The sequence below is a fragment of the Variovorax sp. Soil_C_12 genome (assembly GCF_057657375.1).
Window position 1 is genome coordinate 84,482 of record NZ_JBDGIO010000016.1, and the last position, 14,930, is coordinate 99,411.

The window sequence follows — 14,930 nt, forward strand, 5'->3', positions numbered from 1 at the left end:
ATGACCCTGTCCAAGAACGCTGCTTTCGGTTCCGGCGCGCGCCTGGCGACGGCCTATGCGCCCGCGTGCCCGCCCGCTGCGCCCAAGCCCGCCGCCAAGCCGGTGCTGTCGGCCTGGCAGCGCTGGGAGATGGGCACGCTGGAGAACGAGGATGCGCCGCGCGACAACGTGCAAGCGCTGGTCGTTCCGCGCGTGGACCCCGAGGCGCTGGCACGCGACAACGAGCTCTCGCGCCTGCGCCTCGAGGCGCGTGCCCAGGGCCGGGCCGAGGGCCAGCGCGAAGGCCTGGCCAAGGGCCGTGCGGAAGGCCACGCGGAAGGCCTGGCCTCCGGCCTTGCCGCCGCCACTGCGCATGCCGAGCAGCTGCTTGCGCTGGCCACCAGCCTGCCGGCGGCGCTGCGCCGCGCCGAAAGCGACCTGGCCGACGCCATCCTCACGCTGGCGCTCGACGTGGCGCGCCAGGTGGTGCACCGCACCCTGCGCGCGGAGCCCGAATGGGTGCTGCCGCTGGTGCAGGACCTGCTGCACGCCGAGCCCGCGCTGCAAGGCGAGCCGCGCCTGCTGCTGCACCCCGAGGACGTCGCGCTGGTGAAGAACAGCCTGGGCAACGAGCTGCAGATTGCCGGCTGGCAGGTGCGCGCGGACGACACGCTGGCGCGCGGCGGCTGCCGCGTGCAGTCGGCCAGCGGCGAGATGGATGCCAGCCTGGAAACCCGGTGGAAGAGCGTCACCGCGGCGCTCACCCGCGATATCGGCGCCGCGGAGTTCTGATGTCGACCGCCACCGCCAACCCGCATCTGCAGTCCTGGCTCGCCGCGCTCGCGCAGGCGCGCGTGGAAGTCAACCGCACCACCGCCGCCGCCACCGTCACCCACTCCGGCCGCCTCACGCGCGCCGTCGGCCTGGTGCTGGAAGCCGTCGGCCTGCAGCTGCCCGTGGGCAGCGACTGCCTGATCGAACTGCCGCCCGGCTATCCGCAGCGCCATGCCGAGGCAGAGGTGGTCGGCTTCGCAGGCGATCGCCTGTTCCTGATGCCGCAGACCGAGGTGGCCGGCCTCTTGCCCGGCGCACGCGTGTTCGCGCGCCCCGGCATGGCCGACAGCGGCGGCGACACCCACACCAAGCGCCTGCCGGTGGGCGAAGGCATGCTGGGCCGCGTGGTCGATGCCGTCGGCCGCCCGCTCGACGGGCTGGGCCCGCTGGACATCGCCCGCAAGGTGCCGCTCAGCGCCCCGCCCATCAACCCGCTGACCCGCGCCCCCATCGACTCGGTGCTCGACACCGGCGTGCGCGCGATCAACGCGATGCTCACCGTGGGCCGCGGCCAGCGCATGGGCCTGTTCGCCGGCTCCGGCGTGGGCAAGTCCGTGCTGCTCGGGATGATGGCGCGCTACACCAGCGCCGAGGTGATCGTGGTCGGCCTGATCGGCGAGCGCGGCCGCGAAGTCAAGGACTTCATCGAGAACACGCTGGGCGAGGAAGGCCTGGCGCGCGCCGTGGTGGTCGCCGCCCCGGCCGACAACTCGCCGCTGCTGCGCCTGCAGGGCGCGGCCTATGCGACCTGCCTGGCCGAGTACTTCCGCGACCAGGGCAAGGACGTGCTGCTGATCATGGATTCGCTCACCCGCTACGCGATGGCGCAGCGCGAGATCGCGCTGGCGGTGGGCGAGCCGCCCGCCACCAAGGGCTATCCGCCCTCGGTCTTCGCCAAGCTGCCGGCGCTGGTCGAGCGTGCGGGCAACGGCGCGCGCGACGCGCAGGGCCGCGGCGGCTCGATCACCGCCTTCTACACGGTGCTCTCGGAAGGCGACGACCAGCAGGACCCGATCGCCGACTCGGCGCGCGCCATCCTCGACGGCCACGTGGTGCTGTCGCGCCAGCTCGCCGAGGCCGGCCACTACCCGGCCATCGACATCGAGGCCTCGATCAGCCGCGCGATGACGGCGCTGATCCCGCCCGCGCAGTTCGACACGGTGCGCCGCTTCAAGCAGATGCTGTCGCGCTACCAGCGCAACCGCGACCTGATCAGCGTCGGCGCCTACGCCGCCGGCCACGACCTGCAGCTCGACCAGGCCATCGCCCTCTACCCCAAGCTGGAGGCCTTTCTTCAGCAGGGGATGGAGGAGCGCACCGACTACGCGGCCTCGGTGGCGCGCATGGCCGGCGTCTTCGCGTAGCCCGCCTCCAAGGAGACACCATGTCCAAGAAGCTTCCCCTCGACACCCTGCAGGAGCTGGCCCGCACGCAGAAGGAAGAGGCGGCGCGCCGCCTGGGCCTGCTGCAGAGCGCACAGGTCAGCGCGCACCAGAAGCTGGACCTGCTGCTGCAGTACCGCCACGACTATGCGCAGCAGCTGCAATCGCTGATGGCGCACGGCCTGCCCGCCTCGCAGTGGCGCAACTTCAACAACTTCCTGAGCACGCTCGACGGCGCCATCGAGCAGCAGCGCGCCATCGTCAAGCAGGCCGGGCTGCGGCTGGACCGCGGCCGCGGCGACTGGCAGCACCAGGCGCGGCGGCTCAACTCCTTCGACACCCTGGCCGATCGCCTGCGCCGCCAGGAGCTGGCCGCGCAGGCCAAGCGCGAGCAGCGCGACAGCGACGAGCGCGCGGCGCGCAAGTTCATCGACCGCGCGGCCCAACCGAATTTCTGATCCTTCCCCCAGGAACCGCCATGCCCACCTTCATTCCTTCCGCAGCCCTCACGACGAGTCCGGCGCAGCCGGCCGCCTCTTCCGGCTCGCGCGGCCGCCTTGGCGGTGACGATGGCGCGCGCAGCTTCGGCGCCGTGCTGGAGCGCTCGCGCGCCGGCGCGCGCCAGGCACAGGACGGCGCGGATGCGGCCAGCGCCGAAGAAGCCTCGGCCACGCCGCAGAAGCCGGGCCGCCACCTCGGCAGGAAGGACGAGCCGGGCTCCGAGCTGCTGACCATCGCGCTGTTCGCGCCGCAGACCTTGGTCACGGCACCGGCGGCCGCCGCGACGCCCGCGGCCGGCGGCAGCGGAACGGGCGCGACGGCGCTGCCCGCGACCGACGCGGCCGTGCTGAAGGACGCATCGCTCGCCGCAACGGCTGCCGCCGCCTCCGGCACCGGCTCGGCCGGCGCGGCCGATGCGCTGCCCGCCGCGGACCAAGGCACGGGCCAGGACGCCAAGGCACCGGCAGCCGCCCGGGCCGTGGATACGGCCGCGACGGCCGGCGCTTCTGCCGCACCCGCGGACAAGGGCTTCGTGCTGCCGACGACGCTGGCGCCCGCCGCGAGCACCGAGGCCATCGTGCAACCGGCCGCGGCCGCCGCATCGGCGGCGCCGCTGGCCGGCGCGCTGCCATCCGCCAAGACGCCGGCGGCCGGCGCCGCTACGGCTGCAGCCTCCACCGATGCGAAGGCCGCGCCTGCGAGCGGGCTCGCCGCCGACGATGCCAAGCCCGCCGAAGCGCAAGCCGCCCTCCCCGAAGCTGCGACCGACACCGAGGCCGCCTCCGCGCCCGCAACCTCCCCCACCGTCTTCGCAACGGCCACCCCGATGCAGCCCGCCCTGGACCGCGCGCAGCCCGCGGCCAGCCCTGCCCCCGCACCCACCCTCTCCCCGCCCGTGGGCAGTGCCGAATGGGGCCCCGCGCTGGGCCACCAGATGCTGCGCATGAGCGCCGGCAGCCAGCAGGTAGCCGAGCTCAACCTCAACCCGGCCGGCCTGGGCCCGCTCAAGATCACCCTCAGCGTCGGCGACAACCAGGCCCAGGCCATGTTCGTCTCCTCGCACGAGTCGGTGCGCAAGGCGGTCGAGGCAGCGCTGCCGCAGCTGCGCAGCACGCTGGCCGAGCAGGGCATCAGCCTGGGCCAGACCTCGGTCGGCGCCGAGTCGCGGCCCTGGGCCGGCGCAGGCGGCTTCGCCCAGCAGCAGGAGCAGCAGCGCCAGCCTGCGTTCGCGAACGGTGCGAGCTACCCCGGTGCCGCACGCAGCGAGTCCGCCGTCGCATCGCTGCCTGCGCGAGCACCTGCGCCATCGCGCAGCAGCGGCGTCGACACCTTCGCCTGAGCAACGAAACGCCCGATCTGAGGCCTTTTCCCCCGCTTGATCGGGGCTTCGTTTCGCCGCGCATCCACCAAAAATAAGACCAACCCAAACGTTGCTTCCCATGGCCACCAGTACCTCCCTTCCCTCCGCCGCCGCGGCGCCGCGCTCCTCGAAGCTGATGATCGGCCTGCTGGTCGCGACCAGCCTGGCCGCGTTGGCCGGCGGCGGCTATGCATTGAGCCGCAGCAGCCTGTTCGCGCAGGAAGCGCCGGCCGCCGCGTCCCCCAAGCCGGCACCCAAGCCGATCTTCGTGACCCTCGAGCCGCTGACCGTCAACGTGCAGTCCGAGGGCCGCAGCCGCTTCCTGCACATCGGCATGGCGCTCAAGGTGAACGACGAGCTGGCCAAGGCGCAGCTGGTCGAGTTCATGCCCGAGCTGCGCAGCCGCCTGTTGCTGCTGCTGTCGAACCGCCAGCCCGAGACGCTGCTGTCCACGCAGGACAAGGCCAAGCTCGCCGAGGAGATCCGCACCGAGCTCAACCGGCCGCTCTCTGCCGGCGCACAGCCGCAGGCGATCGCCAGCGTCTCCTTCAACACCTTCGTGGTGCAGTGATCAGCCATGGCCTATGAGCAGGTGCTCTCGCAGGACGAGGTCGATGCGCTGCTGTCGGGCGTCACCGGTGGTGCCGTCGACCAGCGCCGCGCCCCCGAGCCCCAGGCCGAGGGCCTGCCCGTCTACGACCTCGGCGCGCCCGACCGCGTGGTACGCGGGCGCATGCACACGCTGGAGGTCATCAACGACCGCTTCGCCCGCAACCTGCGCAGCGCCCTGCTGAACTTCATGCGCCGCAGCCCGGACATCTCGGTCGAGCCGATCCAGATCCAGCAGTACGGCGAGTTCGTGCGGCACCTGCCGGTGCCGACCAACATCAACATGCTGCACCTGAAGCCGCTGCGCGGCACGGCGCTGTTCGTGTTCGACCCGAAGCTGGTCTTCCTGGTGGTCGACAACCTGTTCGGCAGCGACGGGCGCTACCACGTGCGCGTGGAGGGCCGCGACTTCACGCGCACCGAGCAGCGCATCATCAAGCGCCTGCTCAACCTCAGCCTGCAGTGCTACGGCGATGCGTGGCAGCCGGTGTTCCCGCTGGCCTTCGACTACATCCGCGCCGAGATGCACGGCAAGCTGGCCAACATCGTGGCGCCCAACGAGGTGGTGATCACCACCACGCTGCAAATCGAGTTCGGCCCGGTGGGCGGCTTCCTGCACGTGTGCATCCCCTACTCGATGATCGAGCCGATCCGCGACCAGCTGTCCAACCCGGTGCAGGACGAGATCGAGATCGACAAGCGCTGGGTCAAGCAGATGTCGCAGCAGATGCAGAGCGCCGACGTCGCGCTCACCGCCGACTTCGTGACCATCGACACCACCCTCGGCGAGCTGATGCGCCTTTCGGTCGGCGACGTGCTGCCGATCGAGCTGCCCGACACCGTGCTCGCGCGCGTCGACGGCGTTCCCGTGATGGAGTGCGGCTACGGCGTCTCCAACGAACGCTACGCGCTGCGCGTGCAACAGATGATCTCCCACCAAGACAGCGATCCGAAGAGCGACCATGACTGACAACACTTCCTCCGGCGGCGACATGGACGACTGGGCCAGCGCCCTGGCCGAGCAGACCGCAGCCTCCGCCCCGGCGCCGCAGGCGAGCGCCCCCGCTCCCGTGGCAGCGCCGGCCGGCGCCCAGGTCTTCCAGCCGCTGCACAACACCGCCGCCGGCGCCGCCGGCTCGGTGGACATCGAGCGCATCCTCGACGTGCCGGTGCAGCTGATGGCCGAGATCGGCCGCACGCGCATCACCATCAAGAACCTGCTGCAGCTGTCGCAGGGCTCGGTGGTGGAGCTCGACGGCCTGGCCGGCCAGCCGCTGGACGTGCTGATCAACGGCTACCTGATCGCGCAGGGCGAGGTGGTGGTGGTGAACGAGAAGTACGGCATCCGCCTGACCGACATCGTCACGCCCTCCGAGCGCATGCAGAAGCTCAGCCGTTCATGAAGCTGCCCCGGCATTTCGCGCGCGGCGCGGCCGTGCTGACAGCCTGCGCGGCCACGCTCTGCGCGCATGCAGCCCTGCCCACCGTGCCCGCGCCCGCCGCCGAAGCGGCGCCGGCCGTCGGCGCCTCGGGCCTGCTGCAGGCCGGGCTCGGCATGGTGCTGGTGCTGGGCCTGATCTTCCTGTGCGCCTGGCTGGCGCGGCGCTTCGGCCTGCCGCGCTTCGGCGGCGGCTCGCTGGTCAAGGTGATGGGCAGCGCGATGGTCGGCCAGCGCGAGCGCGTGGTGGTGGTGGAGGTGGGCGAGACCTGGCTGGTGCTGGGCGTCACCGCGAGCCAGGTCAATGCGCTGCATTCGCTGCCGGCGCAGGCGCTGCCCGCGGCATCCTCGGCACCAGCAGCCGCGCTCGGCAGCAGCGCCAGGACCGTCGACCTGTTCGCGCAGAAGCTGCGCGAATCCCTCGGCATCCAGACCAAGCCGGGCGGCTGATGCAAAGCGCCTTCTGCCGTCACCTGCGCCGCGCAGGCCTGCTGCTCGCGCTGGCCCTGCCCGCCCTCGCCTTCGCGCAAGGCCTGCCGGGCCTCACCAGCACGCCCGGGCCGGGCGGCAGCCAGACCTGGTCGCTCAGCGTGCAGACGCTGGTGCTGCTGACCTCGCTCAGCTTCCTGCCGGCGCTGCTGCTGTCGATGACCAGCTTCACCCGCATCCTGATCGTGCTGGGCTTGCTGCGCACGGCGCTCGGCACGCAGTCTTCGCCACCCAACCAGATCCTGGTCGGCCTGTCGCTCTTTCTCACCTTCTTCGTGATGGCGCCGGTCTTCGACAAGGTCTACGACGAGGCCTACAAGCCTCTTTCCGAGAGCAAGATCAGCACCGAGCGCGCGCTCGAGCGCGGCATCGCGCCCTTCAAGACCTTCATGCTCAAGCAGACGCGCGAGAACGACCTCGCGCTCTTCGCCAAGCTGGCCAAGGTGCCGGCGATGGAAGGGCCGGAAGACGTGCCGCTGCGCATCCTGCTGCCCTCCTTCGTCATCAGCGAGCTGAAGACCGCCTTCCAGATCGGCTTCACCATCTTCATTCCCTTCCTGATCATCGACCTGGTGGTGGCCAGCGTGCTGATGTCGATGGGGATGATGATGGTGCCGCCCGCCTCCATCGCCCTGCCCTTCAAGCTGATGCTCTTCGTCATGGCCGACGGGTGGCAATTGCTGATCGGGGCACTGGCCCAGAGCTTTTTCGTCTAGATAGGAATCCTGGAATGACACCCGAATCGGTCATGTCCATCGGCAGCCAGGCCATCCATGTCTCGCTGCTGCTCGGCGCGCCGCTGCTGCTGGTGGCGCTGGTGGTGGGCCTGGTCATCAGCATCTTCCAGGCGGCGACGCAGATCAACGAAGCGACGCTGTCCTTCATCCCGAAGCTGCTGGCCGTGTTCGCGGTGCTGGTGATCGCCGGGCCGTGGATGCTGGGGCAGATGCTGGACTACATCCGCACCTTGTTCTCGAGCATTCCCCAGCTCGTTGCGTAGCCGATGGGCGCCAGCGTCTTTTCCGTCACCTCGGCGGAGCTGAACGCCTGGATGGTGGCCTTCCTCTGGCCCTTCGTGCGCATGCTGGCGCTGGTCGGTACGGCGCCGATCTTCGGCGAGCCCAACGTGCCGCGGCGGCTCAAGGTCGCGATCGCGGCGGTGCTCGCCATCGCGCTGGCGCCTGCGCTGCCGGCGATGCCGCAGGTGCCGGTGGTCTCGATCGGCGGCGTGTGGATCATCGTGCAGCAGGTGCTGATCGGCGCGGCCATCGGCTTCACCATGCGCCTGTTGTTCGCCGCCGTGCTGGCCGCGGGCGAGTACGTGGGCCTGCAGATGGGCCTGTCCTTCGCCTCCTTCTTCGACCCGATGAGCGGCGGCGCGACGATGGTGGTCGCACGGCTGCTGCACATGCTGGCGATGCTGATCTTTCTTGCGCTCGACGGGCACCTACTGCTGGTGGCGGCGCTGGCCGAGAGCTTCCAGGTCCTGCCGATCGCCGACGCGCCGCTCGCGGCGCAAGGCTGGCTGCTGCTGGTGCGTGGCGGTGCGCAGATCTTCGCGACCGGCTTCATGCTGGCGCTGCCGCTGGTCACAGCCTTGCTCACGCTGAACCTGGCGATGGGCATCCTGAACCGGGCCTCGCCGCAGTTCAGCATCTTCGCGGTTGGCTTTCCGCTGACGCTGCTGGCGGGGATCGGGATGCTGCAGTTGCTGATGCCGCAGATGGGGGTGTTTCTGGCTCCGCGCTTTGCGAGCGGGTTGGCGTCGGTGGTGGAGTTGATGCAGGGGCTGCGGCCTTGAGGGGCAGGGTTATGTGGAGTCCTTGCACAGCGCCACAGCGGCACCCGGCACCGCACGCTTAAAGCGTGCTACGCCGCTTCATTGCGGTTCCACTGCCTTGTCGAGCATCGCCACAGCGGAGGGAAGACCCCCTTTAAGTTGCAGCCGAACCTCCTTCACCAACGCTTGGTCGAACTCGCCTCCAGGCAACTTCAACGATTTACGCAAGGATTCAAGGTCACGATTGTTATGGCGCAAATCGAGCACGATGAATCTTGCGGACTGGGCTGTGGATACCGTGCTGTGCATTTCCTTTGAGAGAACCATGAGCGTCGGGATGTCTTCGACCGACAAGGCACCGATGTTGACCGTATGTGTTCCTATGTCCCGCCCGAGCCCGAGATGCTGAAAGAAGGTCTTCGCAAGAGTATGAAGCGGAAAACTGACATGGAGGTCGCTTTCCCAACTGCTGCTCGCAAGCGAAAAGTGCTCGAATTGAATATCGCCGGTAGGTGGGTTCTCTAAAGCCACACCCCTCAAGGTTGCGAGCTCCTGGCTGCTGCCCAGCGGCTCCTCTGATCGGACCACGATGTTGCTTAGCCTGTGAGGTTCTTGCAGCAAGCCCTCGATGGCAGCCACGAGTGAAGGCTCTTGCGAGCCGCCGGGTTCGCAATAGATGGTCAGCGAACTCAACCTCTTCCTCCCTTCTGCAGTGATGGCGCCGATCAGCTCGGCTGCGCCGTCAGGCGTCATCTCGTCAAGCAAAAGAGAACTCGGCTGCAATCCGTTGAAGAGATGCTGCAGGAAGAGGCGCTCAGCACTGCCCGCGAGCCTCCCACCTTTGAGCACCAAGGAACTGACAAGGTGGCCTGAGAAGGGTTGCGAATCTATGTCCAGGTTCATGGAAACCCCACGAATGATCGTGAAAGAGAAATGCTCGATTGGCGGCATGCGAGCGATGTCATTGAGAAGAATGCTTGTGCGATCTTGGTCGAGGTCTTCAACAACCGTCAGAGTCAGTCCGACAAGGCCCGCAGTTTATCTATCGAGTGCGTGAGATCTCCAATGGTCGCCTGATCGATGGCGAACTCCAGATGGCAGGGCACCCGGCATGTTGCAAGTAGGTCTAACGAGGCTCGGGAGGGTTCCCACACCCTGAAAGTCATGACGTAGTCCGGTGCCAGCAGGCGGACGGCGCACAGTAGTCCATCTTCGTTCCAACTGCATGCAAGGCGCACGAGGATGTCGACGAATGCATGGGGAATACGATTTCCTGTCGCAGGGCAATTTTCCATACCCAGGAACGCCGCCAGCGCCCTGCGCGCACCTCGCTTGGCCACAGCGTTGGCGTGCAAATCTTCAGCTATCAAGCGAACCTTTCTGGCAGTGCACTGGGCCGATGTCGCGCGTTCTTCATACTGCGACCTCTCGAGTCCGGTTGGAAGTGCTTCAGCCTCTTTCTGCATTACTTCAGCATGGCCGAGAAGGTCATTAGCCGCTTCTTTTTTCTCTTTAGCCAGAAACAAGGTACGCACTGCGTCGTCCTGAATTCTGTTGAGAATGCTGCTGCCCAATTGGTGCTGGATCAGAATCAACGAACGCGCCGCCCCGGACAGGTCCATGCATGCCTTGGAATTCGCCAATGCCAAGCGTACGTCGGGAGTAACGGGTCCCTCGGACTGGCCGTCTACCTCGATCTTCAGTACTTCCAGATTGGGAAGAGCATCGACGGCCGAGAGTAGACGGCCGAGCGGTTTTGCATCGCCTTTGAATGAGAGATTCAGCCAAAGCCCCGTGACCTTCACATCTGGCCTGTCCAGGAAAGCAATGAGCTCGTCCACGTTGCCCGGATTTATCTCGTGCAGGAGCTCCAACTCGACGGCAAGCCCCGGCCCGGCCATCTCGTACAGCTTGCTCGCCCGGTAGAGGTCAGACACTGGAACGGGGCCCTGAAATCCATCGGCCTGAAGCTGTTGCAGCAGCTTCTGTTGATGGTGATCAATCGCCCACTGCGCCACGGTGACGAGATCGCAAGGCTCCTGCCCGTCGAAGTAGTTGTGCACAGCCAGTGGACTGTCGGCGTTGAGCAAGCCCCGATGTTTCGGAGGGATTTGGCGTTGCTTCGCGCGCACATCGAATACCGAATGCCGGCCTGCGTTGAAGGAATGAGGGAGCATGGGAGGGCTTTCTTGTGAGGGAGGGGGTAGATGAATGTTCTTGGAGCCCTGCACTCAGGTCGTCGTGCAAGGCCCCAGTAGGTAACGCTTGCCCATGCGCAGGTTCCACCGCGCGAAATAAGCGCCCGGGCTTTCAGCAGCTCCTGGCCACCCGCGTCGCTGCCGTGGGCAACGCGCATGGGCTGGACCGCGCGCCGCGGCGCGCCCATCATGTGATATCGCGCCTTCGGGCGCCATCGAACCGTTGCGATGTCCAGCGCTGCTCTCCGCTCGATTGCCACAGCCCTCCTGCTGCCCGCGGCCTTGGCCGCCGTCCCTGCCGCGGTGCTCGAAGACCGCGCAGACGAACGCCAGCGCCTCATGCAAACCGTCGCCGCCCAGATGCGCGAGACCGGCAGCGCGACCGGCCGGCCGGCGCTGTCCGAAGGCGTGATGACGGCCCTGCGCCAGGTGCCGCGCCACGCCTTCGTTCCCGAGGACCAGCGGCTCTATGCCTACCAGAACCGCCCGCTGCCCATCGGCCACGGCCAGACCATCTCGCAGCCCTACATCGTGGCGCTGATGACCGAGCTTGCGCAGCCACAGCCCGATCACAAGGTGCTCGAGGTCGGCACCGGCTCGGGCTACCAGGCTGCTGTGATGGCGCGGCTGGTGCGCACGGTCTACAGCATGGAGATCATCCAGCCGCTGGGCCTCGCGGCACGTGAGCGGCTGCAGACGCTGGGCCATCGCAATGTCGAAGTGCGCCTCGCCGACGGCTACCACGGCTGGGAGGAACACGCGCCCTACGACGCCATCCTCGTCACCGCCGCGGCCAGCCACATCCCGCCGCCGCTGATCCGCCAGCTCAAGCCCGGCGGGCGCATGGTGATCCCGGTGGGCGCGGCCTTCCTGGTCCAGCAGCTGATGCTGGTCGAGAAGAATGCGGACGGCACGGTCTCGACGCGGCAGATCCTGCCGGTGGCCTTCGTGCCGCTGACGGGCGGCGCGCGTTAGGCCCCCCATGGCTTCGCACCGCGCTCCGGTCATTGCCGTGGCGCTGATCTCGGCCGCCGCCCTGGCCTACGAGATCCTGCTGATGCGGCTGTTCTCGATCAGCCTGTGGCATCACTTCGCCTACATGATCATCAGTCTCGCGCTGCTCGGCTACGGCGCAAGCGGCGCGCTGCTGACGCTGGTGCCGCGTGCCATCGAACGGCATTTCGTTCCGCTCTTCTGCGCCGCGGCCGCAGCCTTCGGGCTCACGGCCGCGGGCTGCTTTCTGCTCGCGCAGCAGGTGCCCTTCAATCCGCTGGAGATCCTGTGGGACCCGCGCCAACCCGCCTGGCTGCTGGCGCTCTACCTGCTGCTCCTGCTGCCCTTCCTCTGCGCGGGCGCCTGCGTGTGCCTCGCGCTGGCGCGCTTTCGCGGCATGCAGCCGCGCATCTACAGCTTCGACATCCTGGGTGCGGGCGTGGGCAGCCTGGGCGTGGTGGCTCTGCTGTTCGTGCTGTCGCCGCAGGCGGCGCTCAAGCTGATCGGGGCGCTGGGCTGGCTGGCCGCAGCCACGGCCTGGCTCGAATGCGGCGGCAGGAAGCGGTGGCCGGCGGCGCTGCTGCTGGCGGGCGCGGGTGCGTCGATGCTGATGCCGGCAGCCTGGCTGGCGCCGGCCATGTCGCCGTACAAGGAGCTCCCGCAGACGCTGCGTATCCCCGGGGCCCGCGTCGTGCTGGAACGCTCCAGCCCGCTGGGCCTGGTCAGCGTGGTCGAGAGCCCGCGCATCCCGCTGCGCCACGCGCCGGGTCTGAGCCTCAACGCAACGACCGAGCCGCCGCCGCAATGGGGCGTGTTCACCGATGGCGAGGGCCTGAACGCGCTGACCCACTTCGACGGCCGGCGCGAGAGCCTCGCGCACCTGGACCAGATCAGCTCGGCGCTGCCCTACCACCTGCTCCAGCGCCCGCGGGTGCTGGTGCTGGGTGCCGGCTCGGGCGCCGATGTGCTGCAGGCCCACTACCACGGCGCGAGTCGCATCGATGCGGTGGAGCTCAACCCGCAGGTGGTCGAGCTTGTGCGCGGGCGCTTCGGCGAAGAGGCCGGCGGGGTCTACTCGCGGATCGCGCAGGTGCAGGTGGCCGAAGCACGCGCCTTCCTGGCCGCCGGCGACGCGCGCTACGACCTGATCCAGGTCGCGCTGCTCGATGGCTTCAGCGCCTCCTCGGCCGGTCTCCATGCGCTGTCGGAGAACTACCTCTACACGGTCGAAGCGCTGCAGGAGGCGCTGCGCCGCCTGCGGCCGGGCGGCCTGCTGGCGATCACGCGCTGGGTCACGCTGCCGCCGCGCGACACGCTCAAGCTCTTCGCGGCCGCCATCGGGGCGCTGGAGCGATCCGGCGCCACCGATTCCGCGTCGCGGCTGGTCCTGGTCCGCAGCTGGAAGACCGCCACGCTGCTGGTGAAGAACGGCAGTTTCGACGCTGCAGACATCGCGGCGATCCGCGCCTTCTGCAGCGCGCGCTCCTTCGACCTCGGCTACTACCCCGGCATGCGGCCCGAGGAGGCGAACCGCTACAACGTGGTGGAGCGCCCCGACCTCTTCGACGGCGCGAGCGCGCTGCTGGGCCCGGGGCGCGACGCCTTCGTGCGCGACTACAAGTTCAACATCGCCCCGGCGACCGACGACAGGCCGCACTTCTTCCACTTCTTCAAGTGGCGCTCGCTGCCGGAGCTGCTGGCCTCGAAGGGCCGCGGCGGCCTGCCGCTGCTCGACTGGGGCTACCCAGTGCTGGCGGCCACGCTGGTGCAGGCGACGCTGGCGAGCCTGCTGCTGATCGGGCTGCCCATGGCCTGGGTGAGCCGGCGGCGCTCCCAGGCGCATGAGGCCCTACGCGGCGCAGGCGGTGCGCGCGGCCGCATGCTGGCGTACTTCCTGGCGATCGGCTTCGGCTTCATGTTCATCGAGATCGCCTTCATCCAGAAGTTCGTGCTGTTCCTGGGCCACCCGCTCTACGCGGTCGCGGTGGTGCTGTTCGCCTTCCTGCTGTTCGCGGGCATCGGCAGCCGCGTGGCCGCACGCCATCCGCCGGTGAAGGCCGTGGCCTGGGCCATCGCGGCATCGGCGGCGCTGTGCCTGCTGCTGCTCCCGCTCCTGCTGCGGCATGCGATGGGCTGGCCGGACGCGGCGAAGATCGCGCTGTCCGCGGCGCTCATCGCGCCGCTGGCCTTCTTCATGGGCATGCCCTTTCCGCTCGGCCTGGCGCGGGTGGAGGCGGTCGATGCCCGGCTGATTCCGTGGGCCTGGGGCATCAACGGCTGCGCCTCGGTGATCGCGGCGGTGCTGGCGACGCTGCTGGCGATCCACCTGGGGTTCACCGCGGTGGTGCTGGCCGCGCTGCTCCTGTACGGGCTTGCGGCGGCGGCGCGTCCTTGACAACATGCAAGTCTCCAAGGACACACCAGCATGGCTGCCCGTCTGCGAATCGCGCCGACCCGCCGCGAGTTCCTGTGCGTGCTCGCGGGGGGACTCCCGCCCCTCCTGGGCCCAGCCTGCGGCCATGCCCAGGCGCGGCCGCGCGGCCCGGCCACGCGCGCGATTCCTTCCACCGGCGAGCTGGTGCCGGCCATCGGCCTGGGCAGCTGGATCACCTTCAACGTCGGCAACGACCGCGCCGCGCGCGAGGGCTGCGCGGAGGTGATGCGCGCCTTCTTCGACGCGGGCGGCCGCATGATCGATTCGTCGCCGATGTACGGTTCCTCGCAGTCGGTCATCGGCGAAGGGCTGGCGCGCATCAGCCGCACGGCGGGCGCGTTCGCGGCCGACAAGGTCTGGATCGGCGCCGGCGCGCGCGGGCCCGGACAGATCGAGGAGTCGCGGCGGCTCTGGCGGGTGCCGCGCTTCGACCTGCTGCAGGTGCACAACCTGCTCGCCTGGGAGGCGCACCTGCCGACGCTGTTCGCGATGAAGGCGGCGGGGCAGCTGCGTTACGTGGGCATCACCACCTCCGAGGGGCGCCGGCACCGCGAGATCGAATCGATCATGGCCAGTCAGCCGATCGACTTCGTGCAGGTCAGCTACAACCTGCTCGATCGCGAGGTGGAATCGCGCATCCTGCCGCTGGCACGCGAGCGGCGCATCGCGGTGATCGCCAACCGCCCCTTCCGCGAGGGCGCGCTGCTGCGCGCGCTGCAGCGCCATCCGCTGCCGGCCTGGGCCGACGAGATCGGCTGCGACAGCTGGGCGCAGTTCGCGCTCAAGTTCATCGTGTCGCACCCGGCGCTGACCTGCGCGATCCCGGCCACCCGCAGCGTGGCGCATGTGCAGCAGAACATGGGCGCCGGACTCGGGCCCATGCCCGACGCGGCGATGCGCCAGCGCATGGCGGCGCACGTCCAGGCGCTGTGA

16 protein-coding genes are annotated in these 14,930 nt (G+C 69.0%); 14 read left to right on the forward strand and 2 right to left on the reverse strand.

All coding sequences use genetic code 11. From position 1 onward, the window contains the following. The 11 genes from fliH to fliR all read left to right on the forward strand — a co-directional run bounded on the left by fliH (position 1) and on the right by fliR (position 8,393). Complete coding sequence (fliH, locus tag AC3A6X_RS30335) at positions 1-771, forward strand: flagellar assembly protein FliH (protein ID WP_487845650.1); 771 nt, start codon at positions 1-3, stop codon at positions 769-771. Then, positions 771-2,177, forward strand: coding sequence for a flagellar protein export ATPase FliI (gene fliI, locus AC3A6X_RS30340; protein ID WP_487845651.1), 1,407 nt, complete (start codon positions 771-773; stop codon positions 2,175-2,177). The genes fliH and fliI overlap by 1 nt, the downstream gene beginning before the upstream one ends. 20 nt (positions 2,178-2,197) lie before the next feature. Next, positions 2,198-2,653: a flagellar export protein FliJ gene (gene fliJ, locus AC3A6X_RS30345; protein WP_487845652.1), complete on the forward strand. Its 456-nt coding sequence runs from the start codon at positions 2,198-2,200 to the stop codon at positions 2,651-2,653. 20 nt (positions 2,654-2,673) lie between these two features. After that, positions 2,674-4,035, forward strand: a complete 1,362-nt coding sequence (locus AC3A6X_RS30350) for a flagellar hook-length control protein FliK (RefSeq protein WP_487845653.1) — start codon at positions 2,674-2,676, stop codon at positions 4,033-4,035. Between the two features lie 100 nt (positions 4,036-4,135). Then, positions 4,136-4,627, forward strand: a complete 492-nt coding sequence (fliL, locus tag AC3A6X_RS30355; RefSeq protein WP_487845654.1) for a flagellar basal body-associated protein FliL — start codon at positions 4,136-4,138, stop codon at positions 4,625-4,627. A gap of 6 nt (positions 4,628-4,633) precedes the next feature. Next, positions 4,634-5,635, forward strand: coding sequence for a flagellar motor switch protein FliM (gene fliM / locus AC3A6X_RS30360; RefSeq protein WP_487845655.1), 1,002 nt, complete (start codon positions 4,634-4,636; stop codon positions 5,633-5,635). Next, positions 5,628-6,068, forward strand: a complete 441-nt coding sequence (gene fliN / locus AC3A6X_RS30365; protein ID WP_487845656.1) for a flagellar motor switch protein FliN — start codon at positions 5,628-5,630, stop codon at positions 6,066-6,068. Before fliM ends, fliN begins: the two co-directional genes overlap by 8 nt. Continuing rightward, complete coding sequence (gene fliO, locus AC3A6X_RS30370) at positions 6,065-6,553, forward strand: flagellar biosynthetic protein FliO (RefSeq protein WP_487845657.1); 489 nt, start codon at positions 6,065-6,067, stop codon at positions 6,551-6,553. Before fliN ends, fliO begins: the two co-directional genes overlap by 4 nt. Next, positions 6,553-7,308, forward strand: coding sequence for a flagellar type III secretion system pore protein FliP (gene fliP / locus AC3A6X_RS30375; RefSeq protein ID WP_487845658.1), 756 nt, complete (start codon positions 6,553-6,555; stop codon positions 7,306-7,308). The genes fliO and fliP overlap by 1 nt, the downstream gene beginning before the upstream one ends. Before the next feature lie 14 nt (positions 7,309-7,322). Then, positions 7,323-7,592: a flagellar biosynthesis protein FliQ gene (gene fliQ / locus AC3A6X_RS30380; RefSeq protein WP_106559857.1), complete on the forward strand. Its 270-nt coding sequence runs from the start codon at positions 7,323-7,325 to the stop codon at positions 7,590-7,592. A gap of 3 nt (positions 7,593-7,595) precedes the next feature. Beyond that, a complete protein-coding gene (gene fliR, locus AC3A6X_RS30385; protein WP_487845659.1) occupies positions 7,596-8,393 on the forward strand; it encodes a flagellar biosynthetic protein FliR in 798 nt (265 codons plus the stop codon). Between the two features lie 78 nt (positions 8,394-8,471). Here the strand turns inward: fliR and AC3A6X_RS30390 are convergent, their stop codons facing one another. Next, complete coding sequence (locus AC3A6X_RS30390) at positions 8,472-9,323, reverse strand: hypothetical protein (protein ID WP_487845660.1); 852 nt, start codon at positions 9,321-9,323, stop codon at positions 8,472-8,474. Between the two features lie 65 nt (positions 9,324-9,388). Continuing rightward, positions 9,389-10,549, reverse strand: coding sequence for a hypothetical protein (locus AC3A6X_RS30395; RefSeq protein WP_487845661.1), 1,161 nt, complete (start codon positions 10,547-10,549; stop codon positions 9,389-9,391). Positions 10,550-10,798: 249 nt separating this feature from the next. On the opposite strand from AC3A6X_RS30395, the gene AC3A6X_RS30400 reads away from it, so the two are divergent. Genes AC3A6X_RS30400 through AC3A6X_RS30410 form a run of 3 tightly spaced genes read left to right on the forward strand, consistent with a single transcriptional unit; the run spans position 10,799 to position 14,930 of the window. Continuing rightward, positions 10,799-11,545, forward strand: a complete 747-nt coding sequence (locus AC3A6X_RS30400; RefSeq protein WP_487845662.1) for a protein-L-isoaspartate(D-aspartate) O-methyltransferase — start codon at positions 10,799-10,801, stop codon at positions 11,543-11,545. Between the two features lie 7 nt (positions 11,546-11,552). Then, a complete protein-coding gene (locus AC3A6X_RS30405) occupies positions 11,553-13,958 on the forward strand; it encodes a spermine/spermidine synthase domain-containing protein (RefSeq protein ID WP_487845663.1) in 2,406 nt (801 codons plus the stop codon). Between the two features lie 30 nt (positions 13,959-13,988). After that, on the forward strand, positions 13,989-14,930 hold the full coding sequence (locus tag AC3A6X_RS30410; protein ID WP_487845664.1) for an aldo/keto reductase: 942 nt from the start codon (positions 13,989-13,991) through the stop codon (positions 14,928-14,930).